The 24,307-nt window shown below is 67.8% G+C and carries 21 protein-coding genes; 12 read left to right on the forward strand and 9 right to left on the reverse strand.

Annotated elements, in window-relative coordinates; all coding sequences use genetic code 11:
* Nucleotides 1-277 precede the first annotated feature (277 nt).
* Both ACFQ9K_RS27115 and ACFQ9K_RS27120 read left to right on the forward strand, forming a co-directional pair.
* Nucleotides 278-571 (forward strand): hypothetical protein, encoded by a 294-nt coding sequence (locus tag ACFQ9K_RS27115; RefSeq protein WP_378983752.1) that lies wholly within the window; start codon nucleotides 278-280, stop codon nucleotides 569-571.
* A 116-nt stretch (nucleotides 572-687) separates the two neighbouring features.
* Entirely contained in the window at nucleotides 688-1,521 is an 834-nt protein-coding gene (locus tag ACFQ9K_RS27120; protein WP_378726291.1) for a GNAT family N-acetyltransferase, read from the forward strand.
* Between the two features lie 34 nt (nucleotides 1,522-1,555).
* Here ACFQ9K_RS27120 and ACFQ9K_RS27125 read toward each other — a convergent pair whose 3' ends face one another.
* Genes ACFQ9K_RS27125 through ACFQ9K_RS27135 form a run of 3 tightly spaced genes read right to left on the reverse strand, consistent with a single transcriptional unit; the run spans nucleotide 1,556 to nucleotide 6,697 of the window.
* Complete coding sequence (locus ACFQ9K_RS27125; RefSeq protein WP_378726293.1) at nucleotides 1,556-3,214, reverse strand: serine/threonine-protein kinase; 1,659 nt, start codon at nucleotides 3,212-3,214, stop codon at nucleotides 1,556-1,558.
* A 2-nt stretch (nucleotides 3,215-3,216) separates the two neighbouring features.
* Nucleotides 3,217-5,028: a serine/threonine-protein kinase gene (locus ACFQ9K_RS27130; protein WP_378726295.1), complete on the reverse strand. Its 1,812-nt coding sequence runs from the start codon at nucleotides 5,026-5,028 to the stop codon at nucleotides 3,217-3,219.
* Nucleotides 5,012-6,697 (reverse strand): protein kinase, encoded by a 1,686-nt coding sequence (locus ACFQ9K_RS27135; protein WP_378726297.1) that lies wholly within the window; start codon nucleotides 6,695-6,697, stop codon nucleotides 5,012-5,014. The genes ACFQ9K_RS27130 and ACFQ9K_RS27135 overlap by 17 nt, the downstream gene beginning before the upstream one ends.
* Between ACFQ9K_RS27135 and ACFQ9K_RS27140 the strand changes: the two genes are divergently transcribed.
* The 6 genes from ACFQ9K_RS27140 to tuf all read left to right on the forward strand — a co-directional run bounded on the left by ACFQ9K_RS27140 (nucleotide 6,680) and on the right by tuf (nucleotide 14,219).
* Entirely contained in the window at nucleotides 6,680-7,450 is a 771-nt protein-coding gene (locus ACFQ9K_RS27140; RefSeq protein ID WP_378726298.1) for a deoxyribonuclease IV, read from the forward strand. The two genes, ACFQ9K_RS27135 and ACFQ9K_RS27140, sit on opposite strands and share 18 nt — an antisense overlap.
* Nucleotides 7,451-8,395: 945 nt before the next feature.
* Nucleotides 8,396-9,325, forward strand: a complete 930-nt coding sequence (locus ACFQ9K_RS27145) for a TauD/TfdA dioxygenase family protein (protein WP_378726821.1) — start codon at nucleotides 8,396-8,398, stop codon at nucleotides 9,323-9,325.
* A gap of 138 nt (nucleotides 9,326-9,463) precedes the next feature.
* The gene (locus ACFQ9K_RS27150) at nucleotides 9,464-10,681 is read left to right on the forward strand and encodes a CaiB/BaiF CoA transferase family protein (protein ID WP_378726819.1); all 1,218 of its coding nucleotides are present in this window, start codon (nucleotides 9,464-9,466) and stop codon (nucleotides 10,679-10,681) included.
* Between the two features lie 151 nt (nucleotides 10,682-10,832).
* Nucleotides 10,833-11,759, forward strand: coding sequence for a hydroxymethylglutaryl-CoA lyase (locus ACFQ9K_RS27155; protein WP_378726817.1), 927 nt, complete (start codon nucleotides 10,833-10,835; stop codon nucleotides 11,757-11,759).
* A gap of 439 nt (nucleotides 11,760-12,198) precedes the next feature.
* Nucleotides 12,199-12,642: a hypothetical protein gene (locus ACFQ9K_RS27160; protein ID WP_378983755.1), complete on the forward strand. Its 444-nt coding sequence runs from the start codon at nucleotides 12,199-12,201 to the stop codon at nucleotides 12,640-12,642.
* Nucleotides 12,643-13,040: 398 nt separating this feature from the next.
* The gene (gene tuf, locus ACFQ9K_RS27165; RefSeq protein ID WP_378727226.1) at nucleotides 13,041-14,219 is read left to right on the forward strand and encodes an elongation factor Tu; all 1,179 of its coding nucleotides are present in this window, start codon (nucleotides 13,041-13,043) and stop codon (nucleotides 14,217-14,219) included.
* A gap of 73 nt (nucleotides 14,220-14,292) precedes the next feature.
* On the opposite strand, the gene cqsA is transcribed toward tuf, so the two are convergent.
* The 4 genes from cqsA to ACFQ9K_RS27185 all read right to left on the reverse strand — a co-directional run bounded on the left by cqsA (nucleotide 14,293) and on the right by ACFQ9K_RS27185 (nucleotide 18,457).
* Nucleotides 14,293-15,525, reverse strand: a complete 1,233-nt coding sequence (gene cqsA / locus ACFQ9K_RS27170) for an alpha-hydroxyketone-type quorum-sensing autoinducer synthase (RefSeq protein WP_378726311.1) — start codon at nucleotides 15,523-15,525, stop codon at nucleotides 14,293-14,295.
* A 197-nt stretch (nucleotides 15,526-15,722) separates the two neighbouring features.
* Entirely contained in the window at nucleotides 15,723-16,976 is a 1,254-nt protein-coding gene (fmdA, locus tag ACFQ9K_RS27175) for a formamidase (protein ID WP_378726309.1), read from the reverse strand.
* A 16-nt stretch (nucleotides 16,977-16,992) separates the two neighbouring features.
* Complete coding sequence (locus ACFQ9K_RS27180; protein WP_378726307.1) at nucleotides 16,993-17,268, reverse strand: FmdB family zinc ribbon protein; 276 nt, start codon at nucleotides 17,266-17,268, stop codon at nucleotides 16,993-16,995.
* Nucleotides 17,269-17,371: 103 nt separating this feature from the next.
* Nucleotides 17,372-18,457: a substrate-binding domain-containing protein gene (locus ACFQ9K_RS27185; RefSeq protein ID WP_378726304.1), complete on the reverse strand. Its 1,086-nt coding sequence runs from the start codon at nucleotides 18,455-18,457 to the stop codon at nucleotides 17,372-17,374.
* A gap of 51 nt (nucleotides 18,458-18,508) precedes the next feature.
* On the opposite strand from ACFQ9K_RS27185, the gene ACFQ9K_RS27190 reads away from it, so the two are divergent.
* The 4 genes from ACFQ9K_RS27190 to ACFQ9K_RS27205 all read left to right on the forward strand — a co-directional run bounded on the left by ACFQ9K_RS27190 (nucleotide 18,509) and on the right by ACFQ9K_RS27205 (nucleotide 23,381).
* Nucleotides 18,509-18,946: a MarR family winged helix-turn-helix transcriptional regulator gene (locus ACFQ9K_RS27190; protein WP_378726302.1), complete on the forward strand. Its 438-nt coding sequence runs from the start codon at nucleotides 18,509-18,511 to the stop codon at nucleotides 18,944-18,946.
* 81 nt (nucleotides 18,947-19,027) lie between these two features.
* Nucleotides 19,028-19,804: an ABC transporter ATP-binding protein gene (locus ACFQ9K_RS27195; protein WP_375912593.1), complete on the forward strand. Its 777-nt coding sequence runs from the start codon at nucleotides 19,028-19,030 to the stop codon at nucleotides 19,802-19,804.
* Nucleotides 19,804-22,332: an ABC transporter permease gene (locus tag ACFQ9K_RS27200; RefSeq protein ID WP_378726300.1), complete on the forward strand. Its 2,529-nt coding sequence runs from the start codon at nucleotides 19,804-19,806 to the stop codon at nucleotides 22,330-22,332. The genes ACFQ9K_RS27195 and ACFQ9K_RS27200 overlap by 1 nt, the downstream gene beginning before the upstream one ends.
* Nucleotides 22,333-22,553: 221 nt before the next feature.
* Complete coding sequence (locus ACFQ9K_RS27205) at nucleotides 22,554-23,381, forward strand: phosphatase PAP2 family protein (protein WP_378727109.1); 828 nt, start codon at nucleotides 22,554-22,556, stop codon at nucleotides 23,379-23,381.
* Nucleotides 23,382-23,582: 201 nt separating this feature from the next.
* On the opposite strand, the gene ACFQ9K_RS27210 is transcribed toward ACFQ9K_RS27205, so the two are convergent.
* Entirely contained in the window at nucleotides 23,583-24,011 is a 429-nt protein-coding gene (locus tag ACFQ9K_RS27210; protein ID WP_378727107.1) for a PIN domain-containing protein, read from the reverse strand.
* On the reverse strand, nucleotides 24,008-24,247 hold the full coding sequence (locus ACFQ9K_RS27215; RefSeq protein ID WP_378727105.1) for an AbrB/MazE/SpoVT family DNA-binding domain-containing protein: 240 nt from the start codon (nucleotides 24,245-24,247) through the stop codon (nucleotides 24,008-24,010). The genes ACFQ9K_RS27210 and ACFQ9K_RS27215 overlap by 4 nt, the downstream gene beginning before the upstream one ends.
* Nucleotides 24,248-24,307 lie beyond the last annotated feature (60 nt).

The raw sequence follows: 24,307 nt of genomic DNA on the forward strand, positions 1-24,307 counted from the left end.
TGCGGTTCGAGTCGGGATCACCTTACTCGAGCGCGGGCCACGCAGCCAGACGAACGGTCGCCATCGGTGCGCCGACCAGGCACGATTTTAAACATCGGTAATTCAGATCTCGAATTGATATCTTCGGCGTGTCGTGGGCACGTGTCGCCATTATCCGGCGCGACAGGTCGTAGCGTGTGAGCAAAGTTACGCGTGAGACGCCTGTACCCAGATGAGAGAAGCGTTGTGTGATGAACGCGGCATTGGTTCTCTGATCGGCGTCATCGAGGAGTAGATGATGGGAGCTTACTCGACAACGTCGCAGCGGGAGTCGTCGTCCGCAGCCGCCAAGGACGCGGTCTCGGCTACTTCGCAGCAGCTCATGTCGAACAAGTCAGCGCGCTCGCTGTCCACGATCATTTCGCGGACGTTCGCCTGGCTATTCTTCGTCGGTGGAATCGTCGGGGCTGTCCTCGGCATCGCCGGCTTACACGTCGAAATCACCGTCGCCGGATTGATTCTCGCGTGCACCGCAGGGCTGATCCTGCTCAAACTCCGCACGGGTGGCAGTGGCGGCGGCGAAACGGACTGACGCCGGACAGCTGAACACCTCGATCGTCGCTACCGGTCGGTCGGTTGCCCGGCCGTCCGCGCTGGTCGCCGAAAAATACGGGCGCGCAACGTTTTCGACGCCTACCGTGGATGATCATGAGGATCGAGATCACCACGGACGCGGCTGAGTTCCGCTCGCGCACCGAGTCGTTCCTGCTCCGTGATCCGCTGCGGCACACCGTGATCACCACGAGCATCGCCAACCAGGTCGCCGGCGTCCAGGCCGCCGACGGATCCTCCCGGTTCCTATCGTTATACGCCGACGACGCCACCGTGACCGGCGTCGCGATGCGAGTCGAAGGCCGCGACGTGTATCTCGGTGAACTGCCCGCGGGCAGCGCGCCCGCGGTGGCCGACGCACTGGCCGAGATGCTTCCGGAAAACAAGGGCGTGGAAGGACTCGTCGCCGACGCCACGGCCTTCGCCGAGCGCTGGAGCGCCCGCTTCGACCTCGAATTCCAGCCGTCCTACACCACCCGGCTGTACCGGCTCGGCGCGCTGCGCATCCCGGACGTGCCCGGGAAAGCCCGCCGGGCAACCGAATCCGAGCTGCCGCTGTGCCTGGAATGGGCCGCGGCCATGCACAGCGACGCCGGGATACCGGCGGCCGCGCTGGACCGGGCCGCCCTCGGCAAGCGGGTCGCCGCGGGCATGGTCTGGTTCTGGGAGCGCGACGGCCGTCCGGCAAGCTTTGCCGCCCACCAGATCCCGGTGCACGGCTGGGCCCGGATCGGCCTGGTCTACACCCCGCCGCAGGAGCGCGGCCACGGCTACGCCAGCGCCGTCACCGCGCACATCTCGCAGGTCCTGCGCGCCGACCGCCTGGACGTCTGCCTCTTCGCCGACCGGGCCAACCGCACCGCGGGCAAGATCTACCAGGCCATCGGCTTCCATCCCACCCACGAATTCGTGCACCACGAATTCGGCTAGCCGCCTTGGGGTTCCGCCGCCGGTCCGGGTGAACTCAGTTCAGCGGGGCGGCGGTCCACCATTGCATGAGTTCGGCCTGGTCGGCGATGAAACCCGCGCTGTACATGAGCATGGCGGTGCGCTGTGGGTCCGCGGTGAACTCGGTGACCATGCGCGGGCGCCGCTCGTCGCTGCCGCGCAGGGTGTAGTTGGTGTATTCGTGGCCGTGGTTGGCCGCTGTGCTCCGGTCGTTGGCGGGTAGCCCGTCGAGCGCGGCGCGAGCGTCGGCAGGGGAGTTGTACAGGTAGAACGAGAACGACGCCTTGTTCGGGCCGCCGAAGCAGCGCCACAGCACCAGCCAGTCGCCGAGGGCGGGATCGTCGTTGTCGAGCGCGGGTGCGGCGCCAGGGGCATAGGCGAAGCAGCCCGCCTTGTTGTAGCCCGTTCCGGCCTGAACCGATTGCCGCGGCGTGGTTTCCGGCAGCATGGCGGAGAACTCGTTGCTCAGCGCCGCGGCGTTGGCGCTCACCTGGCTGCGGTCGGGTGCCGGACGCGGCGAGGTCGACGGGGTGGCGGCAGGCGTGCTCGCGCTGGTGCGCGTCGTGGTCGGGGCGGTGCTTGCCGGGGTCGTGGCGGTGGGCGTCGGGCTCGCGGAACCTGTTCCACCGCGCGAGAATACGGTGAGTGAGGTGATCAGACCGGCGACCAGCAGTACGCCGATCACCCCGCCGATCAGGACGGTGGAGCGGGAGCGACCGGGACCACCGGCGCGCGGCGCGACGGGAGCGGGGGTTTCGGTGCCACGCCCCCAGTGCTGTGCCACCGTGGGCGGTTGCCGCACCATGGACGGCTGATCCACGGCCGAGAACGGCGCGAACTGTGCTGGCGCGGTGAGCGCGTGCCACGCGGCACCGGCGAATTCGGCACACGTGTCGAACCGATCCTCGGCTCGCTTCGCCATCGCCCTGGCCAGCACCGCGTCCAGCGCCGCGGGCAGGCCGGGGCGCAGGCGGCTGACCGGCGGCGGTGGCGCCTGGAGGTGGCCCTGGATCACCGCGACCGGGTTGGTGGTCTCGAACGGCACGGTTCCGGTCAGCAGCCGAAACAGCGTGCAGGCCAACGAGTATTGATCCGAGCGGTGATCGAGAATCGCCCCGGAGAGCTGCTCCGGCGACGCGTACGCCAGTGTGGCGGTGAACGTTCCGGTCTGGGTGAGCCGCCCGGTCTCGTCCCGGAAGCGGGCGATGCCGAAGTCGGTGAGGAACACCCGCTCGGCGGTCCCCTCGGCGCCCTCGAGCAAGATGTTGGCGGGCTTCACATCTCGATGCAGCACGCCGCGGCTGTGCGCGAAATCGAGCGCCTTGGCCGTCTCACCGATGATCCGCACCGCCCGCTGCGGCGCCAGCGACCAGGCGTCCACCGCGGCGGCATCGGTGCCATCGATGTACTGCATGGAGATCCACAGCTGCTCGTGCTCGAGCCCGCGGTCGTAGACCGTGACGATGTTCGGGTGGTCGAGCCGGGCCACCAGGTCGGCCTCCCGCTCGAACCGGGTGCGGATCTGCTTGTCGTGGAACACTTCCGGATTGAGCAGTTTCATCGCGGTCAATCGCGGCAGGCGTGGGTGCCGCGCCAGGTACACCGATCCCATGCCGCCCCGGCCAAGGAGGCGTTCGATGGTGTAACCGGCGAAGATTTCTCCGGTGTGCAGCATTGTCAGTTCAAGGGTGCCGAGCGCCACCAGCGCAGGGTCTGGTCGATGGAGCCGGTGCCGTCGGTGAACATCAGGTACTGGGCGCGGTCCGGGTCACCGGTGAAGGCGGTGACGATCTTCGGGCCGCCGGTCTCGAATTTGTAGTTGGTGTAGGACTTTCCGCCGTTGGAGTCCGTCGACTTGCTGTTGCTCGGCAGTGTCTTGAGCACCGCCTGCACATCCGCCGCCGACTTGTAGACGTAGATGCGGTACAGCGGATCCGAGTTGTCGCCGCCGCCGTAGCAGCGCCACTGCCATTGCCAGGCGCCGAACTCCGGGTCGCCGTCGCTGGGGGATGGCGTGTAGTTGGTATCGGTCTCCCAGCACTTCGCGCCGTTGTAGCCGACCGTCTCGGTCTTGGTGGCAGGCACCATGCGCGGGAATTCGGCGCTGATCGAGTCCGCGGTCGCGGGCACGGTGGTGCCCGGCCCGGTTCCCGCCGAGGTGGTCGTGGTGCTGCCTGCGGACGAGCCCGAATCGCTGACCGCGCCGATGATGGCGAGCACAACGACCAGCAGGATCACCACGGCCACGCAGATGCCGATGATGAGGCCGGCGTTCGACTTCCGCGGCCGCTGTCCGGCGACTCCGACCGGGGACATGGGCGGTGGCGGGGTGTAGTTGTACCCCGACTGCGGTCCCTGGTGGTACCCGCCCTGCGGTCCCTGGTACGGGTTGGTCGGCTGCGGCGTCGGCCCGGTCCCGCGCGGCGGGGCCACCACGGTGGCCGGTGGCGGCGTCGGGAAGTTCGACCCCGCAAGGTAATTCGGTCCGCTCGGCGGCTGACCCTGACCGTGCGGCACCTGGTAGGGCGCGCCCGTGGTGGGGGTCGGTGGTCCGGTGGTCGGACGTGGCCCGGTGGCCGGGCGCGGTCCGTTCACCGGCGTCGGTGGCGCGGTGAACGGGCGCGGCCCGCCGACCACCGGCATCGAGGGCACGCTGGGGTTGGTGAGCGCGTGCTTGGCGGCCGCGGCGAAGTCGGCGCAGCTGGGGTAGCGGTCGTCCGGTCGCTTCGCCATCGCCTTGGCCAGCACGCTGTCCAGGGCATAGGGCAGGCCGGGGCGATGGCTGCTCAGCGCGGGCGGCGCGCCTTGCAGATGTCCCTGGATGACCGCCGCGGGATTGGTCGCGGAGAACGGCCCGGTGCCGGTGAACAACCAGAACAACGAGCAAGCCAGCGAATACTGATCCGAACGGTGGTCGAGCGCGGACCCGGTCAGTTGCTCCGGGGACGCGTAAGCCAGTGTGGCGGTGAAGGTTCCGGTCTGGGTGAGATGACCGGTGTCGTCCCGGAACCGGGCGATGCCGAAGTCGGTGAGGTATACCCGCTCGCCGCGGCCGCTGCCGGAGCGGGCCAGCAGGATGTTCGCGGGCTTCACGTCACGATGCAGCACGCCGATGCCGTGCGCGTAGTCGAGGGCGTCCGCGGTTTCCTTGATGATCTGCACGGCGCGCTCGGGCGGCAGCGCCTGCGGCTGCACCGAGGCGGCGTCGATACCGTCGATGAACTGCATGGAGATCCACAGCTGCTCGTCCTCGAGCCCGCGGTCATAGACCGTGACGATGTTCGGGTGATCGAGCTGGGCGACCAGATCCGCCTCCCGTTCGAACCGCGCCCGCACCTCCTTGTCGAAGAACATCTCCCGGTTCAGCAGCTTCAGCGCGGTCATCCGCGGCAGCCGCGGATGTTTCGCCAGGTAGACCGAACCCATGCCACCGCGACCCAGTTGCCGCTCGATGACATAACCGGCGAAAACGTCACCGCTGGCCAGCATGTCTGCTCCACTTCCCGCCGCCCGTCGGGACCCACCGACGAACAGGCGCACAGCATAAGAACACGTGATCAGGCACGGGCCGGACCACGGAAAACATCGAAACCATAGCAGTTGTCACTGAACCGGCGGCGGCCCAGCGAAAGCGGGGTAGCGCCAGCGACATTCGATAGCCGATCGCTATCGGCGGAGGCCGCGCGTCCGGCGGCGGCGCCTGCCGCCGGGGTGCCGCACCGGGGCGCATCGGCAGGTCGGGCAGCTCAATCGTGCCGCGCCGGACCGGGCGGCGCGGCGGCAGAAATGTGGCCGGCGGAACCGATCTCCGCTGCGGCGGAACGGATGTCGGCGGTGGTGGCGTGGAACTCGTTGGCGGCGTGGCCGATTCGTGCGACGTGGGTGCCGGCCTGCCGGTCTGCTCCGGCGGAACAGATCTCGGTGACGTGGATCTGGTGGGCGGGGTGGCCGATTCGTGTGGTGCGGGCGCCCGCCTTCCGGTTTGCGCCGGTGGAGCGGATCTTGGTGGCGGTGGCGTGGACCTGGTTGGCGGCGTGGCCGATTCGTGCGGCGCAGGTGCCTGCCTACCGGTTTGCCCCGGCGGAACCGTCGAATGGTTCGGCGGGGGGAATGTGCGAGTAGGCGGTATCGGTCCGGGCCGTGTGTTGTGCACGGGACCGGCGGGGCGGCGCGGGGTGCCGGTGGCGAGCGCGTGCCGAGCCGCGGCGGCGAACTCGGCGCAGTCGGCGAACCGATCGGCGGGCCGCTTGGCCATTGCCCGCGCCAGCACCCGGTCCAACTCGGGCGGCAGTCCCGGCCGCATCCGGCTCAGCACGGGTATCGGCGCGTAGAGATGGCTGTTCACTACGGCAGCCGGATTCGCGCCCGGATAGGGCGCGACGCCGGTCAGCAACCAGAACAACGTGCACGCGAGCGAATACTGATCCGCGCGATCATCGAGCGGCTGCCCCATCAGTTGTTCCGGCGCGCCGAAGGCCAGGGTCGCGGTGATCGAGCCCGCCGAGCCGATCGTGGTGTCGCTGCCGCGCACGCCGGCGATGCCGAAGTCGGTGAGCAGCACCCGCTCCGGCTGCCCGATCGGGGCCTTGGCCAGCAGGATGTTGGCCGGTTTCACGTCCCGGTGCAGTACCTGATTCGCGTGGGCGAAGTCGAGGGCGATCGCGGTGTCGCTGATGATCTGCACGGCGCGTCCCGGCGCGAGCACGTTCACGTCCGCGCAGGAGGCGTCCGCGCCGGGCACGTACTGCATGGAGATCCACAGTTGCTCGTCCTCGGTGCCGCGATCGAACACGGTGACGATGTTGGGATGGTCGAGCCCGGCGACCAGGTCGGCCTCCCGCTCGAACCGCCTGCGGATCTCCGTTTCGCGATACAGCTCGCGTTTGAGCAGTTTGAGCGCGGTGAGCCGGGGCAGCCGCGGATGCTGGGCGAGGTAAACGGTGCCCATGCCGCCATGGCCGAGGACGCGTTTGATGACATAGCCGGCGAAGACATGGCCGGTCTGCAACATGGTGTTCACCCCCGTCTTCGGGTCGACCGCGCGGATACTACCGATGTATCTCGCCGGGCCCGCGCGATGCAACAAACCCCCGTCGGCAATCCGCGCAATGCTGTCGGTGGTGGTCGTTAAGCTGGCCGCATGCAGATTGGAGCACACGTCAGGCAGGACGGCGACCCGATCGGTTTCGGCGAGCAACTCGGCGCCGACGTCATCCAGATGTTCGTCGTCGACCCGCAGAGCTGGGACAAACCCACTCCGCATCCGCGCACCGAGGAGATCCTGGCCAGCCCGATCGATGTGGTGGTGCACTCGTCGTATCAGATCAACGTGGCGAGCCTGAACAACCGGCTGCGGATGCCCTCGCGCAACGCGGTCGCCCAGCAGGCGAAGGCGGCCGCCGACCTCGGCGCGTTCGGCCTGGTCGTGCACGGCGGACATGTGCGCTCCGACGCCGAGCTGGAAACCGGAGTCGACAACTGGCGCAAGCTGTTCGAGCGCCAGCAGGACAAGGGCGGCTTCGCCGTGCCGATCCTGATCGAGAACACCGCAGGCGGCAACCACGCCATGGCCAGGCACTTCGACTCGATCGCCCGATTGTGGGACGCGGTAGGCGATTTCGGCGCCGGCTTCTGCCTGGACACCTGCCATGCCTGGGCGGGCGGCGAGGAGCTGATCGGTGTCGTCGATCGAATCAAGGCGATCACCGGCCGGATCGACCTGGTGCACCTGAACTCCTCGCGCGACGAGTTCAACTCCGGTGCCGATCGGCACGCCAACTTCTCCGACGGGACCATCGATCCCGAACTACTCGCGGAGGTCTGCAAGACCGCAGGGGCTCCGGTCATTCTGGAAACCCCGGGCGAGGGTGTTGCCGACGATTTGAAGTACCTGCGCGAACATTTGGGGTGAGGCTGGTCCGTCCGTCCGTCCGTCCGTCCGTCCGTCGGGGTGGGGTGGAAGGGGTGGGTTGTTGGGAGCGCGTGCGGATGGTGGCGGGTGCTGCGCACCCTCAGTGGAACTGGAGCGGGGTGCTGCGCACCCCGGCGTGGGTGGCGTTGTCATCGAGTCGAGTCAAAAGGTCGCTAGTTGATCTTCCAAAGCGACCTTTTGACTCTGCTCAACCAGGCCGACGACCATTTGACTCGACTCGATGAAGAAGAATCTCGAGAACAGCACCACAGCCGGTCCCCACGCCGATAACCCTCACCTCCGCCGACCCAAGTCGCGGGAGAGAAGGCCGGGGACCCCACCTGACGTGCTCAGCACTATCCGGGCATCGCTATGCCAGGCCGCAACCCGGCGGACCGGGTTACCCCGGGACGTCTCTGCGTGCGCGCACCGAAACGGGGACACCGTCAAACCCTGAGGGATGTGCACCTACCCCGTGCGGACCTCCCGGCTCGTCCCATGTGCACTTCTCCAGTGAAGCTGAAGACCTACCCAGGTTTTCACTGGAGTAGTGCTGAGCACGTCGCCTGCCGTACCCGGCTTACTTCCGCAGTAAAGGCGCGTGACGTCGTGTTCCAGCGTGGTCATCTGGCTGTGGTTGCGTCATCGAGACTTCTTCGCGCACCTGCTTCATCTTTCGCATACCTATTGCTGGGTTGAGAGGTATGCGGAAGATGAAGTGGGTGTGCGAGGTTGGCCCTATCTGTCGGTTGGTCTGTGGGGCGGCGGTTTCGGCATGGCGCCCAGTCGGCTGCGGTGAACCTGGCCTTCGGGATTCGCATTGAGGATGGGGTCCCGGGGTGGGGGCGGTTGGGATCAGGGCGACGAAAAACCTGGTTGGGGTGGGGGATTCGGTGATGTGCTCGGGGGAGCATCAGTCGGGTTCTCTACAGCGAAGGTGATCTCATGACGATCGCACACGCACCAAGCTCTGCCTCGGTGACCAAGCTCGGCGCGCGGATCGGCGCGCGGGTCGACAATGTTCGGCTCGGCGGGGACGTGGACGCGGCGACGGTCGAGGTGATTCGGCGGGCGCTGGTGGAGCACAAGGTGATTTTCTTCCGGGGGCAGGATCAGCTGACGGAGGACGGGCAGTACGAGTTCGCGCAGCTGCTCGGCAGCCCGACGACGCCGCACCCGACGGTCACCTCGCACGGGGTCAAGAGCCTGGCGATCGACTCCGAGCACGGGCGCGCGAACAGCTGGCACACCGATGTCACCTTCGTCGACCGGATTCCGAAGGCGTCGATCCTGCGCGCGGTGCACCTGCCGACCTATGGCGGGTCGACCACGTGGGCCTCGACCGTGGCCGCCTACGAGTCGCTGCCTGCCTCGCTGAAGCTGCTCGCGGAGAACCTGCGCGCCGTGCACACCAATGTCTACGACTACGCGGCCCGCAACGTGGAGCCGCTGCGCCCGAACACCCAGGCCTACCGCGCCGAGTTCGAGTCCAGCTACTACGAGACCGAACACCCGGTGGTCCGCGTGCATCCGGAGACGGGCGAGCGGGCGCTGCTGCTCGGCCACTTCGTCAAGCACTTCGTCGGCCTGTCCAGCACCGAATCGCAGACCCTGTACCGGCTGTTCCAGGACCGGGTGACCCGCCTGGAGAACACGGCCCGGTGGAACTGGGCGCCGGGTGACGTGGCGATCTGGGACAACCGCGCCACCCAGCACTACGCCATCGACGACTACGACGACCAGCCGCGCAAGCTGACCCGGATCACGCTGGCCGGCGACATCCCGGTCGGCGTCGACGGCACCGCGAGCCGCAGCATCGCCGGCAATGCCGAGCACTACTCGATCGTCGAGGACACCCAGCTGCTCGCCTCTTGATCCGGCTCGCCGATGCCGGATGCGGCAGGCCGAATCCGCGGACGACGATCATGCGCGACGGCGGGGGCGCATGATCTCGTTCGGTCGCAGCGAGGTGTCGTCGTGCGCCGCTACTCGGGCCCCTGAGACACTGTTGCGATGAGTATTCGGCCGTTGGACGGTGTTCGCGTCCTGGAGCTGGGCAATTACATTGCCGCGCCGACCGCCGGGCGCATCCTCGGTGACTTCGGCGCCGAGGTCATCAAGGTGGAGCGCCCGAAGGCCGGCGACGAGCTGCGCAACTGGCGGCTCTACGGCGGCGACACCTCGATGCTGTACCGCACGGTCAATCGGAACAAGAAGTCGATCACGCTGGATCTGCGCAGCGAGGCGGGCCGGGCCGTCGTGCTCGACCTGGTCCGCCAATGCGACGTGCTGCTGGAGAACTTCCGCCCCGGGATGCTGGAGAAGTGGGGACTCGGCCCGGAGGTGCTCAACGAGGCGAACCCGGACCTGGTGATCACCAGGATCTCCGGTTACGGCCAGACCGGCCCGCACGCGTCCCGGCCCGGTTTCGCGGCGGTCGCCGAGGCGGTCGGCGGCCTGCGTGAACTGATGGGCGAGCCGGATCGCCCGCCGGTGCGCACGGGCGTATCCATCGGTGACTCGATCGCGGGTGTCTATGCCGCCTTCGGCACGGTGATGGCACTGTTCCAGCGCGAACGCAAGCCGGGCGAGACGCCGATTCCGTTGCGCGAGCGCATCATCGACGTCGCGCTCAACGAGACGATCCTGTCGGTGATGGAATCTCTGGTCCCGGACTATCTCGCCTACGGCATCAATCGCGGCCGGGTCGGCGGCCTGGTCGAGGGCATCGCCCCGAGCAACGCCTACCCGTGTAGCGACGGCGTCAGCATCATCATCGGCGGCAACGGCGACGCCATCTTCCAGCGCTACATGCAGGTGATCGGCCGCCCCGACCTGGCCGCCGATCCGGAATTGCAGGACAACGCGGGCCGCTGGCGGCAGCACGACCGTCTCGATCGGGCGATCGCCGAGTGGACGATTCAGCACACCCGTGCCGAGGCGTTGAAGATGCTCGAGGCCGCGGGGATCCCGTGCGGTCCGATCTACACCGCGGCTGACATCGTCGCCGACGAACAGTACAAGGCGCGCAATATGATTCAGCCGTTCTCGGTGGATGTCGGTGCGGCGGAACCGAAGACGGTCGGGTTCCCCGGTATCGTCCCGGTGATCGGCGAGCAGTCCCTGCCCATCCGTAATATCGGCCCGGATCTAGGTGAGCACACGCGGGAAGTGTTGTCCGGGCTACTCGGCATGAGCGACAGCGAGATCGACGCCTTGGAGGCGAAATGAGACAAGACCGCAGGCGCCCGCCCGGGCGCGGTCCGCGCGACATCCGGTCACCGGGGTTCACCCGGCCGACGGTGCATCCGAACCCGGCCGGTGTGCACGAAAAGCCCTGGGGCGGTGTGATGTGTGCCCCGCGGCCGGAGCGGGACGAACGGTGACCACGGCGCTGCTGCGCGACGTCACGTTGCGAGATGGCTTGCAGCTCACCGGGAAAGTGCTTCCGGTCGAGCGCAAGGTGGACATCGTGCGCCGCCTGCTCGCGCTCGGCGTGCCCGCACTGGAGATCGGTTCGATGGCCAGGCCCGATCTGGTGCCGCCGATGGCGAACACCATGGAGCTGATCGCCGCGCTGAGTCCCGAAGAGCTGCAACGCTGTTGGGTGTGGGTGGCGACGCCGCGGCACGTGCAGAAGGCGGCCGCGGCGGGGGTGCGTAACTTCCAGTACTGCTTCTCTGTCTCCGACGCGCACAACAAGGCCAACATCGGCCGCACCACCGAGGACAGCGTCGCCGCCATGCCTGCGGCGGTCGAGCACGCCGCGGCGGTGGGCGGCTCGATTCAGTTGTGCCTGGCCACCAGCTTCACCTGCCCGTTCGATGGTCCGGTCGATCCGGAGCGGGTGGTCGCCATCGCGAACGATCCGCGCACCGCGGGGGCCGGCGACATCGTCCTCGCCGACACCCTCGGTCAGGCCTATCCGGAGCAGGTGGCCGCGCTGGTCACCGCCGTCCGGACGCGAACCCCGCAGCGGCGCATCGTCTTTCACGGTCACGACACGTGGGGAATGGGGGTGGCGAACACCCTGGCCGCCATTCGGTCGGGCGCCACGATGGTCGACGGTGCGCTCGGTGGGCTCGGTGGTTGCCCGTTCGCGCCCGGCGCCAGCGGGAACACCTCGAGTGAGGACATTCTGTTCGCGACGCGGCCCGACTGGTTCGCCCCGGCCACGCTCGCCACGCTGCTCGAGCTGTCCGAAGACCTGCTCACCGAGCTCGGCGAGGCGAATCGATCGCGCACCGCGGAGGGCGCTCGGTCCGAGGCCGATGCTTTCGAATGGGTTAGCGCGCGGTCTGCTGGGTAAATATTCAGCCAGCGGCCGGTCGGCGATCGTGATAGACAATTCGGTGAACGGGCGAAGGCGCGGTGCGGTTTTCGGCGGAAGGAACGCGGATCCTGCGCTGAGCTAATAATTCCGCGCGAGACGTGGTGTGGTCGACGTCATTGACCAGGAGATTAGTTCAGCACGAACAAAATTGTGTGGTCCATATCACATGTTAGCCGTCGATTCGCCATGGTCGAAAATGGGCGGGGCGAGGAAAAACATCGGTCGCCCGGGACTCGTTGCGCGACAGCGACTTGCGCGGGTTTCCCCGCATGATGGCGAGCGTTGCGCAAATTTCCAGTTATCGCCTCGTTGGCCGTGCGTTCAACAGAGCACACCTGGATGTTCCCTTACCGTGATATCTCTAGCGGGCTGATACCGAGGGAGTGTCGGCTGCTGTTCTCTGAAGGGAAAGTCTTTGAGGAAGATTCGTACGTTCGGTTTCGTGGCGCTCGCCGCCACCTCCATCGCGGTGGCCGGCTCGGGCCTCGCGCTGGCGGCGCCGCCGCTGACCGGTTCGGGGACCGGTTCCATCGAGACCTTTAAGCCGCCGTACACCGGTTCGGCGAACCCGGGCACTGTCGCGGCGCCGCCGTTGACCGGTTCGGGTACCGGTTCGGTCGAGACCTTTAAGCCGCCGTACACCGGTTCGGCGAACCCGGGCACTGTCGCGGCGCCGCCGTTGACCGGTTCGGGTACCGGTTCGGTCGAGACGTTCAAGCCGCCGTACACCGGTTCGGCGAACCCGGGCACTGTCGCGGCGCCGCCGTTGACCGGTTCGGGCACCGGTTCCGCCGAGGGCTCCGGCGCGGCGATCGACGCGTTCCTGAAGGCGCTGCTCGCGGGCAGCTCCGCCAAGTAGTCCGCGCATCGAGGCGCTCGGAGTTCTGCGACCCCGGGCGCCTCGGCCGACCTACCGCTACACCATCCGATCCCGACAACGCCGGGGTCGGATTTCTGGTTTCCGGGGACTATCACACACCCGCCGCACGGAAAATCCGTCGCGCCGAACCGGTCTCGCCCTTTACCCTACCCAGCATGCTCAGCTACGCCATCGCCGCAACGTCCGCATTCGCGGGCGCGATGGCCGCTGTCCTGGCCGCCTCGGCAGCAGTTGCCGCGCAGCTCGACGGAGCCCGAAGCTGACCTTCCCCGGGATGTCCCGGGACCTCGGACGGGGAAGGTCGCCCCGTCGCTGAGGTCCCGCTCGACACCGTCGGGCACATTCGCTCGTGCCCGCCAGGCAAACCAGGAAGAAACATGTCCAAGCAGACCTATGTCCGCACCAAGCCGCACCTCAACATCGGCACCATGGGCCACGTCGACCACGGCAAAACCACGCTCACCGCGGCGATCACCAAGGTGCTCGCCGAGCGGGGCGGCGGCAGCTTCGTGCCGTTCGACCGGATCGACCGCGCCCCGGAAGAGGCGCAACGCGGCATCACCATCAATATCGCGCACGTAGAATATGAGACGGCGACAAGGCATTACGCGCACATCGACATGCCGGGTCACGCCGACTTCGTGAAGAACATGATCACCGGCGCGTCCCAGCTGGACGGCGCGATCCTGGTGGTCTCCGCGCAGGACGGCGTGATGCCGCAGACCGCCGAACATGTGCTGCTGGCCCGGCAGGTCGGCGTCGAGCACATCGTCGTCGCCCTGAACAAGGCCGACGCGGGCGACCCGGAACTGCTCGACCTGATCGAGCTGGAGGTCCGCGAACTGCTCACCGCCCAGGGGTACCCGGGCGCCGAACTGCCGGTCGTCCGGGTCTCCGGCCTGCGTGCGCTGGACGGCGACGAGCGGTGGACGGCCGCGTTGATCGAGTTGCTGGACGCGATCGACACGCACGTGCCGACGCCCGTGCGCTACACCGACGCGCCGTTCCTGCTGCCGGTGGAGAACGTCCTCACCATCACCGGTCGAGGCACGGTGGTCACCGGCGCGGTGGAGCGCGGGCGGGTCCGGCTCGGTGATCGGGTGGCCCTGCTCGGTCTGGACGACGAGCTGAGTTCGGTGGTCACCGGGGTCGAAACCTTCGGGCGCACCATGAAATTCGCGGAGGCGGGGGACAACGTCGCGCTGTTGCTGCGCGGCATCCAGCGCGGTCAGGTCCGGCGTGGTCAGGTGGTCGCCGAACCCGGCAGCGTTGCCGTGCACAGCAGGTTCACCGCTCGGGTCTACCTGCTCGGCACCGCGGAAGGCGGGCGGCGCACGCCGATCGCCACCGGCTACCGGCCGCAGTTCTACATCCGCACGGGTGACGTGGTCGGCGACGTGACACTGCCCGGCGACACGCGTATCGCGATGCCCGGCGACACGGTCGATCTGACCGTGGAACTGGGGCGTCCGACCCCGGTGGAGCCGGGTCTTGGCTTCGCGATCCGCGAGGGCGGGCGGACCGTCGGTGCCGGCACCGTCCTGACCACCGGCTAGTTCGATACCGGGCGCGGGGACCGATACCGGTTCCCGCGCCCGGTCGAGCGGCGCGGCGCGGCGCGGGTCGCCGTCATGCGCCGCTCGCCGCGTGGGTCGGGAGTGCGTGTTTCGCGGGTCTCGGTGGCGCCTCGAGCGGTGGGGTCGCGCCGAAGTGGGCGCGGATCTCGGTGCAGGCGCCGATGATTCGGTCGACGTGCTGGTCGGTGAGGCCGGCGTGCAGACCGAAGCGGACGAGGCAGTGGTTGCGGGCGGTGGCCGGTGGGCACAGCAGGGCGCCGAAAATGCCGCGCGCCTCCAGGAAGTCGCGCATGGCCAGCGCGCGTGCGTCGGGTCCGCCCTGGAGCGCGACGATGTGACTGGCTGAGCCCTCCAGGTCGAATTCGAGCCCGGTCAGTGCGCGGCGCACCATGGTGGACAGCTCGCGTAGTCGCTGTCGCCGCCAATTGTCCAGCCGGACCACCTCGAGCGTTGCCGCGAGGCCGGCGATCTCGTACGGCAGCAGCGTGGCGGAGAACACCGCGGGATGGGATTCCATCTTGAAGTAGTCGACGAAATCGATGCTGTTCGCGCCGACGAATCCGGCGCGGGCACCGAAGGCCTTGGCCAGGCTGGCAATTCGGTACGGCACCCGTTCGGTCAGGCCGAGTGCCGCGACCATTCCGGCCCCGGCCGGTCCGTCGGTGCCCAGCGCGTGTGATTCGTCGACGACGAGCACGCTGTCGGTTTCGTCGGCGGCATCGCAGATCTGGGTCAGCGGGCAGCGGCTGCCATTGGTGCCGTAGATCGCGTCCACCGCGATGATGCCCGGTCCGTGCGCGCGGATCTGCTCGCGCAGATGACCGGGAAAATTGTGCCGGAACGAATATATCTGCGCACCGGCCGCTCTCGCGCCGTGCCAGAACGACATGTGCGCGAATTGATCGATATAGATCGGCGTTCCGGGATCTGCGATCGATTGCAGCAGGCCGACTTTCGCATCCCACCCGGACTGGCAGAGAATCCCGGCGGGCGCGCGCAGCTGGTCGGCGAAGGCGCGTTCCAGCGCGACCTGCGGATGATCGACGGGCAGATAGGCACCCGAGGCGAATCTCGGCGAATACGCCGCCCGCAGCGCCGTCCTGATCGCGTGCGTGATCCGCGGATCGGCGGCCAAGGCCAAATAGTCGTTGCCGCTGAGCACGATATCCCCGAACGCGGGCGCACGACCGTGCAGGATATGCCGCCCGCCCCAGTGCCCGGCAATCCTTTCCGAATGAAATCTCTCGACCCGCAAGCGGATCCGTTCCGCGACCGTCGGCCCCATGACACTCCTTTCGCCACCAACAGCTACTCCAGAGCACACGCATCCCGATTGAACCACCGCCCGATCCACCCCGGGCCATATCGGATAACTTGACGGCCGACCATTTAATTACCCGGTCAAATATCGCCGCCGCCCGGATTGCTGGCACGGGTCGCGCGGCCTGAGCAATGTTTCAGCAATCCGAGGGCGACGTGGCGTCAGCGGGTGGCCCTGGGCGCGCCGGGGCCGGGGTCGATCCGGGTGGGGCCGGCGGAGGTGGGGGTGATGGGGAAATCGAAGATGGCGGTGGGGATGTAGACGGTGGCACAGGAATTGGGGATGTCCACCACGCCGGAGAAACGGCCCTCGATGGGGGCGGCGCCGAGCAGGAGGTAGGCCTGCTCCGGGGTGTAGCCGAACTTGGTGAGGTAGTCGATGGCGTGCAGGCAGGCGCGCTCGAAGGACAGTTGCGAGTCGAGGTAGCGCTGTTCGCCGCCGAGGGTCACCGAGGTACCCGAAAAGGCCAGGTATTCGGAGTAATTGGGGCCGGAGTTGCCGGGCATGAAGATGGCGTTCTCGGCGACGCCGTAGAGCTCCATGCCGTTCTTGATGAGATCGACGCGCAGGTCGATGAATCCGCCCATCTCGATCGCGCCGCAGAAGGTGATCTCGCCGTCGCCCTGGGAGAAGTGCAGGTCGCCGACCGAGAGGTGCGCGCCGTCGACGAATACCGGATAGAACACCCGGCTGCCCCGGGTGAAGTTCTTGATGTCCTGATTGCCGCCGTTCTCCCGCGGCGGCGCGGTGCGCGCGGCATCGGCGGCGACCCGGTCGAACTCGACGCCGGACAGCGAGCCGAGGATGGCGTCGCGCGGCTCGGGCGGCAGCGCCAGCGGCGGCACCCGGTGCGGGTCGGTCGCGATCAGCGCCTCTTCGCGCGCGTTCCATTTCGACAGGAGCGCGGCCGACGGCGCGGTCCCCATCAATCCCGGGTGGGTCATGCCGGTGAACTTCACCCCGGGAATGTGGCGCGAGGTGGTGGTCTGCCCGCTGAAGTCCCAGATCGCCTTGTACGCGTCGGGGAAGTGCTCGGTGAGGAAGCCGCCGCCGTTGTCCGTGGCGAAGATGCCGGTGTAGCCCCAGCCCTGCCCGGCCAGCGGGCCGGAGTCCTCCTGTGGAATGGGCCCGATGTCGAGGATGTCGACGATGAGCAGATCGCCGGGCTGCGCGCCCTCGATCGCGAACGGACCGGACAGGCAGTGCACCGTGCTCAGCGGCGCGTTGAGCACGTCCTCGGCGGAGTCGTCGTTGTGGATGGCGCCGTCGAACCACTCGCGCACGTGCACCCGGAACTCGGCGCCGGGCTTGACCGTCACCGCGGCGGGGATATCGGGGTGCCACCGATTGTGACCGACGTACTTCTGCTCGGTGAACCGCTTGCCGGAATCGAGCGGGAACAGTAACTCGGGCATCGTGTCTCCTTCGGTATCAGGGGCGGGGAAGCTTGCGGTGCAACGGGTTTCGCGTCACCGGCACGGCCTTGCGCGGCGGCGCGGAGACGACCGACGGCTCGCCGGCCGTGCGCTCGGTCGCGTCGATGAGCCGGGTGGCCGCCGAACCAGGCCGGATCAGCGCCGCGACGCCGAACTGGCGCTTGCTGCTCGACGCGCAGTCCGGGCACGGCGCGGCGGCGGGCACGTCGGCCATCGCGAAGGCGAGATCGAAGCCGCCGCAGGCGCGGCAGTGGAACCAGTAGAGGGGCACGGAGACCTCATTATTTTCATTTGAATATGTTTCGTATGATGACGATACAAAGGCAGTCAGGTCGCCGCAGCGAAACCGCAGGGTGAAGTTCGTGTTACGAGACTCAGGAGTTGAGTTCGGCGCGCACGCTGAATTCGAGCAGGTCGGCGTCGGCCAGGTAGACCGGCTGGGTGGTGTGCGCACCGCGCACCCGCACCTCGCCGCGCGGGCCGCCGTAGCTGACCCGCGGCGCGTGCCGTTCGATGGCGCGCAGGTCGAGGCTGCGCGCGGACTCGGCGAGCGAGGCGAACAGCAGCAGTCCCTCGTAGCAGGATTCGCCGATGTTGTTCAGCGCGGGCGCGGCCGGGCCGAACTCGCGCAGATACCGCGCGCCGAAATCCATTCCCGCGGAGGACACGACGCTCTCGAAATAGCCGCTGGCGGTGAACAATCCGCGCGTGCTGTCGGCGCCGCCCGCGTACAGCACATCCTCGCCGATCATCATGCTCAGCCGCAGCCTGCCGTCATCGAGACCGGCCTCGGCGAAGGCGCGGTTGAACGCGGCGCAGTCCGCGCCGACCATGAACAGCAGAACCCCCTGGGCCGGCGAGCGATGGACCAAATCCAGCGCCTGCCGGAAGTCGCGTCCGCCGAGCGGGACGAACGTCTGGCCGACAATATCGATATCCGTCGTCGCCGCGAATTCCATAGCGGCCCTTGCGGTTTCCCGGGGCCACACGTAGTCGTTGCCGACCACGCACCAGCGGCGGATGCCGTGCTCGGCGCGCAGCCAGCGCAGCGCGGGGAACAGCTGTTGCTCCGGCGTCTCGCCGACCATGTAGACGCCGTCGGAGTCCTCGCCGCCCTCGTAGAACGTGGTGTAGACGTAGGGCACCCGGCCCGCGGTGTGCGGCGTGATCACCTTGCGCGCGTTGGACAGATGCCAGCCGACCACGCCGTCGACCGCGCCGGTGCTGACCATCCGGTCGATCGTCGCGGCGAGCACGGGCAGCGGTGCGCCCGCGTCCACCGGGTGCAGCCGGACGGTCCGATCGAGAATTCCGCCGGCGGCATTGATATCCGCGACGGCCAATGCCGCGCAGGCCTCACAGGACGGCCCGAACATGCCCGCGGACCCACTGCGCGGCACCACCAGCGCGATGTCCACCGTGGAGCGACGAAAACCGTAGCGCGACAACGGAATCACCACCGTATATTTCCATTTGAATATTAACCATACGGGGTTGGATATAGTACTGCCGTGGACCATAGCACCGACCCCGCCGCGCTGGAAGAATTGGCCCGGCTGGTGCGCAGGGCGTCGCAGGAACTCGACCGGGCCATCGCGACCAGTCTCGGCGAGAACTCCGTCGTGCGCTGGCACGCCCTCGCCGCGGTGGTGGACGGCGTCGGCTACCCGATGTCGCACCTCGCGGAGGCCACGCTGCTCACCGGCGCCAACCTGACCCGGCTGATCGACGGGATGATCGCGGACAACCTGGTGCACCGCAAGGTCGACGACACCGATCGCCGCCGGGTGCTGGTCTTCCCGACTCGCCGCGGCCTGCTCGCCTACCAGGCGATGAACCGCGCCGTCGGTGCCAGCGGCCTCGACGCGCTGGCCGCGGGCAATGCCCGACTGGCCAAGTCGCTGACCAGCCTGATCGGCCAGCTACACACCGAACCCGTTACCACGTAACTCGTCCGCGCGCATCGATACCTGACGAGTCGGGGAATTCCCTGATGGCGCACCGGCCCGAACGCGGTAAGACTGGTGTGCATGACTTCGCAAGCTTTGGGCTCCGACACCGCTGACCTGGCGGTACCGACCGATGTCGCGGCCCGTGCGATCGACCTGGTCAAGGTCTACGGGTCGGGAGATACGCAGGTCCGAGCCCTGGACGGGGTGTCGGCCGAGTTCGCGAAGGGGGAATTCACCGCGATCATGGGGCCGTCGGGCTCCGGCAAGTCGACACTGATGCACTGCCTGGCCGGGCTGGACAGCGCGAGCACCGGCACCGTCCGGATCGGCGACACCGACCTGGCCGGCCTGTCCGACAAGCAGATGACCCGGTTGCGCCGGGACCGGATCGGGTTCGTCTTCCAGGCGTTCAACCTGGTGCCGACGCTGACCGCGCTGGAGAACATCACGCTGCCGCTGGACATCGCCGGGCGCAAGCCGGATCAGGCCTGGCTGGATACGGTGCTGAAGCGCCTCGGCCTCAACGACCGGCTCACCCATCGGCCGAGCGAGCTGTCCGGCGGACAGCAGCAGCGGGTCGCCTGCGCGCGGGCGCTGGCGGGCAAGCCGGAGATCATCTTCGGCGACGAGCCGACCGGCAACCTGGACTCGAAGGCCTCCGAGGAGGTGCTGTCCATCCTGCGGGCCGCGGTGGACGAGTTCGGGCAGACCGTGGTGATCGTCACACACGAGCCGCACGCCGCCGGGTTCGCCGACCGGGTGATCTTCCTGGCCGACGGCAAGATCGTGAACGAAATGCGTGATCCGACCTCGGATACCGTGCTCGACCGGATGAAGGCGCTGGAGCAAGCCTGATGAGCGGCAGTCCGATGCGGAAGGTCGCGCTACGCAACCTTGCCGCGCATAAAGTGCGCCTCGCCCTGACGCTGCTCTCGGTGGTGCTCGGCACCGCGTTCATCGCGGGTTCGTTCGTGTTCACCGATACGTTGCAGCGCACGTTCGACGGAATCTTCGCCGGTCAGGCGAAGGGCGTCGACGTTCGGGTGAGTCCCAAAGAGCGCCAGGCGCAAGGCGTTCCGAACAACATCGTCGACGAGCTGCAGAAGTATCCCGGGGTACGCACGATCGCGCCGAGCGTGAACGGCGTGCTGGTGCTGCTGACGCCGGACGGGAAGAAGGCGATCCAGACCGGCGGCGCGCCCACCTTCGGGCAGTCCTATCTGCCGCCGGAGCGGGCGGTCGCCGAGCCGAACAAGTTCGTCCAGGGCGTGCCGCCGGCGAAAAGCGGTGAGATCGCGCTGAATACGGGCGGTGCCGAACGAGCCGGGCTGAAGATCGGCGATCACACCAAGCTGATGGTCCCGTCGCAGGGCGATCCGATCGATGTGACCCTCACCGGCATCTACCAGGTGCCCTCGGACACCGGCGGATTCATCGGCGTGCTGTTCGACGACGCGCAGGCGCGCAAGCTGTTCACCGACGGGTTGCACGTGGCCTATGTCGATGTCGCGGCTACCGGGATACCCGGGGATCAGTTGCGCGACAACCTGATCAAGGACCTGCCGAACTACAAGGTGCAGAACGGCGATCAGGTGCGTGCGGACCTGAAGAAGGACGTGTCCAACGCGCTCAACTTCATCAACTACTTCCTGCTCGCGTTCGGTGCCATCGCGCTGATCGTCGGGACGTTCATCATCTACAACACCTTCTCGATGATCGTCGCGCAGCGGCTGCGCGAACTCGCGTTGCTGCGCGCGGTCGGGGCGAGCAGGCAGCAGGTCGGGCGATCGGTGGTGGCGGAGGCGTTCGTCATCGGATTGGTCGGCAGCGCACTGGGATTGGCCGGCGGCATCGGGTTGGCGTTCGGCCTGTCCGCGGTGCTCAACGCGTTCGATCTCGGGCTGCCGACCGGGTCGATGACGGTGTTGCCGCGCACCATCGCGGTCGGGTTGCTCGTCGGTCTCCTCGTGACGGTGCTCAGCGCCTACGCGCCCGCCCGTCGCGCGGCGAAGATTCCGCCGGTCGAGGCGATGCGGGAGGAGTTCGCCTCCGCCGGTGATTCGCTGCGGATCCGGACGTTGGTCGGCGCGGTGCTCGCGGTCGCGGGTGTGGTGCTCGTCTACGTCGGCGCCCAATCGACCGGCGGGAACGCGGCTTTGACCGTAGGGATCGGCGCACTGGCGCTGATTCTCGCGGTATTGCTTGCCGCGCCCGCGCTGTCGCGACCGGTGGTCGGCGGGCTCGGGGTGCTGACTCGTCCGTTCGGGCCGATCGGGCGGATGGCGCGCAACAATGCCGCCCGCAACCCGCGCCGCACGGCCGCGACGGCGTTCGCGCTCACCCTCGGGTTGATGCTGGTCACCGCGATCGGCATGCTCGGCGCCTCGGCCAAAGCCAGCGTCGGGGTGCTGGTGGACAAGGGCGTGCGGTCCGAATATGTGCTGGCCACTCAGCAATTCGTCGGAGTGCCGTTCGGCGCCGCCGAGGCGGTGCGCAAGTCGGTGCCCGGCGTTGCCGATGTGGTCGGGCTGCGTGGCGTCGGTTTCAAGATCGGGGACGATCAGGTCGGCGGCACGTCGCCGGACGGCAGGCTCGATCAGGCGCTGAACTACGAAATACTGCGTGGCTCAGCGACGCTCGGTGACCGGGACATCCTGGTGTCCGAGGACGAGGCGAACAAACGCGGCTGGCGGGTCGGGCAGGAGGTCTCGCCGACCGGTTTCGACGGCAAGAAGGTTCCGCTGACCGTCGCGGGCATCTACCGCAAGACCCCGCTGCTCGGCGCGCTCGTGGTATCGCCGGTGGTCTACAAGGAGGTGGTACCGGTCAACTTCCAGAGCAATGTCGTCGTGCTGGTCACCGCCAAGCCCGGCACGAACCTTACCGAGATGCGGGCCGATCTGGAGCAGGCGGTCGAGCCGTTCCCGGTGGTCCAGGTGCAGGACCGCGAGGAATTCAAAGGCGCGCAGGGCAAGCAGATCAACACGCTGCTCGCCATCCTCTACGGCCTGCTCGCCCTGGCGGTGGTGATCGCCATCCTCGGCATCGTCAACACGCTGGCGCTGTCGGTGGTGGAGCGGCGGCGCGAGATCGGCATGCTGCGTGCGGTCGGGATGCAACGCGCCCAAGTGCGGCGAACGATCTATCTGGAATCCATGCTGATCGCGGTCTTCGGGGCCATCATCGGCATGCTGCTCGGGTTGGGGCTCGGGGTGGGCTTCCTGCGGACCCTGCGGGATCTGGGGCTCGATCAGATCGCCATCCCGTGGTCGCAACTGGTGCTCGTCCTGGTGAGTTCGGCGGTGGTCGGGGTGCTGGCCGCGCTCTGGCCCGCGGTCCGGGCCGCCCGGACCCCACCCTTGGCGGCCATCGCCGACCTGTAAGCGCACGGTTGTCGGCGGGCCCCGATTCCTCGGGGCCCGCCGTTGTGCTATGCGGAATCGCCTGGCCCGCAGCCGGTCCGGGTTCGTGCGGTGAGTTCTGGTGTCTGTCCCGTCACACCGCGATGAAGTCGACCAGGGGGTGATGCTAGGTTAAACGGAGGATATAGCTCCGCTTAATTGCCGGGATCGGCCTGGTTCAACGGGGAAGGAGGCCGCGGGCGATGGTGGCTGTGGGTCTTGGCGGGCCGGGCGTCGGATTCGAGGCCGCGCCGGGCGGGGTCGTCGAGCGGGTGCGGGCTGCCGTGCACGGGCGCGGCGGCGAGGCGATCGGGCAGCTGGCGCTGATCACCGTGCTCTATGTGGGCTATCGGGTCGGCCGGATGGTGACCGCCGACGACACGGTGCGCGCGTTCGGCAACGCCCGCGGGCTGCTCGGGCTGGAGGATCGGCTCTGGTTACCCGAGGAGACGACGTTGCAATCGGTCTTCGTCCGGCACGACACCTTCGCCCTGCCGGCCAACTTCTACTACGCCACCGCGCATTTCACCGTCGCGGTGGCGGTCCTGTTGTGGTTGTGGGTGTTTCGGCCGGAGCACTATCGCTGGACGCGGAACCTGATGGTGGCGTTGACCGCCGCCGCGCTCGTCGTGCACGTGCTGGTGCCGCTCGCGCCGCCGCGCATGCTGCCGGAATACGGCTTCGTCGATCTCGCCGCCGTGCACGGCCAATCCGTGTACGGCTCGGCCGAATCCGGGGGTCTGTCCAATCAATTCGCCGCCATGCCCTCGCTGCATGTCGGCTGGGCGCTGCTGCTCGCTTTCGCCGTGGTCGCCGCGACCCGTACGCGGTGGCGCTGGCTGGCCCTCGCGCATCCGGTGCTGACCACGCTGGTCGTGGTCGGTACCGGCAACCACTACTGGCTCGACGTCATCGTTGCGATCGGTTTGCTGGCCGTGTCCGCGCTGCTGCACCCGAGGCTCGTCCCGGCCGCGGCCACCGCCTGGGGCAGCATGGGCCCGGTGGCCGCGAAACCCCTCGTGACCAGCTGAAAACTTGCCGTGTGCCGGTCGGTCGAACCAGGCTCACCGCCGCATCCCCTGTCGTAGGATCTCCTGAGCTGTCCGGTTCGCCCGTTCAGATAGGAGCCCGATGGAATTCCTCACCACGCTCTCCACCCTGCTCGGCATCGCACTGCAATTGATCAACCTGGTCTCGGCCATCTCCAGCCTGTCCGGGTGATTCGGCCTGGATCAGGGCAACCGGCCCTTGCTGTCTGGAAGCGGATAGACCTTGCCGCCCTCCGCTCGCACCACTGCGGCGAGTGCGGGGTCTGCCGTGGCCAGCGGAAGCTGCTCGGACAGCGCGGTCGCCGCAGCGACGCAGTCCGCCAGGCTTACGGCCATCCGTTCGCGATGGTAGTGCCGAGTGCGCAAACGCCCGGCGAGCACGCCTAATTGAGCGGTCACGGGAGCTAATCGCATGCCGATCGTGGAGAGCAGAGCGATGTCCGCCTCGATGTCGTCCGGGTGGCGCCCGTAGACCCGGGCGAGTTGATCCATCACTTCCGCGGCGTTCGCGGTGGATAAGACGCTGGGCTCGACGAGGAGATTCGCGACTTCGCGGGCCGATGGCTCGGCGCGGAAATACGCGATAACCGCGTAGGCATCGAGGACGGTCATCGCGGCCTGCTCATCGGTTCGTTGGCGCGTTCGGCGGCCCGGGCCTCTTCGCTGTCCGGTCCCGGGCCCGCGTGGGCTCCCATCAGCGCGGTGATCGGATCGTCCGGTATGGGCCGGACGATCGCGTAGTCGCCGCGGTCGATGACAAGTACCGACGAAGCGTCCCACCGGCGGCGTAGATCCGCGGGGAGCGAGATCTGACCATTTCCGGTCACCTTGGCATGTGTAGAACCCATGAGTTCATCTTATATCGCGATCCGCTCATGCAACAGACTGGACATTTCATAGTATGCCTG

It is taken from the genome of Nocardia sp. NPDC056564 (assembly GCF_042793755.1).
In the GTDB taxonomy this organism is placed as follows: Bacteria; Actinomycetota; Actinomycetes; order Mycobacteriales; family Mycobacteriaceae; genus Nocardia.

Coding starts and splice junctions, on each gene's coding strand:
- ACFQ9K_RS27140 (WP_378726298.1), top strand. CDS start 6,680: ATGCAGATTGGAGCACACGTCAGGCAGGACGGCGACCCGATCGGTTTC.
- ACFQ9K_RS27215 (WP_378727105.1), bottom strand. CDS start 24,247: ATGGGTTCTACACATGCCAAGGTGACCGGAAATGGTCAGATCTCGCTC.
- cqsA (WP_378726311.1), bottom strand. CDS start 15,525: ATGGGGCCGACGGTCGCGGAACGGATCCGCTTGCGGGTCGAGAGATTT.
- ACFQ9K_RS27115 (WP_378983752.1), top strand. CDS start 278: ATGGGAGCTTACTCGACAACGTCGCAGCGGGAGTCGTCGTCCGCAGCC.
- ACFQ9K_RS27145 (WP_378726821.1), top strand. CDS start 8,396: ATGACGATCGCACACGCACCAAGCTCTGCCTCGGTGACCAAGCTCGGC.
- ACFQ9K_RS27210 (WP_378727107.1), bottom strand. CDS start 24,011: ATGACCGTCCTCGATGCCTACGCGGTTATCGCGTATTTCCGCGCCGAG.
- ACFQ9K_RS27195 (WP_375912593.1), top strand. CDS start 19,028: ATGACTTCGCAAGCTTTGGGCTCCGACACCGCTGACCTGGCGGTACCG.
- ACFQ9K_RS27150 (WP_378726819.1), top strand. CDS start 9,464: ATGAGTATTCGGCCGTTGGACGGTGTTCGCGTCCTGGAGCTGGGCAAT.
- ACFQ9K_RS27200 (WP_378726300.1), top strand. CDS start 19,804: ATGAGCGGCAGTCCGATGCGGAAGGTCGCGCTACGCAACCTTGCCGCG.
- ACFQ9K_RS27125 (WP_378726293.1), bottom strand. CDS start 3,214: ATGCTGCACACCGGAGAAATCTTCGCCGGTTACACCATCGAACGCCTC.
- tuf (WP_378727226.1), top strand. CDS start 13,041: ATGTCCAAGCAGACCTATGTCCGCACCAAGCCGCACCTCAACATCGGC.
- fmdA (WP_378726309.1), bottom strand. CDS start 16,976: ATGCCCGAGTTACTGTTCCCGCTCGATTCCGGCAAGCGGTTCACCGAG.
- ACFQ9K_RS27205 (WP_378727109.1), top strand. CDS start 22,554: ATGGTGGCTGTGGGTCTTGGCGGGCCGGGCGTCGGATTCGAGGCCGCG.
- ACFQ9K_RS27120 (WP_378726291.1), top strand. CDS start 688: ATGAGGATCGAGATCACCACGGACGCGGCTGAGTTCCGCTCGCGCACC.
- ACFQ9K_RS27130 (WP_378726295.1), bottom strand. CDS start 5,028: ATGCTGGCCAGCGGTGACGTTTTCGCCGGTTATGTCATCGAGCGGCAA.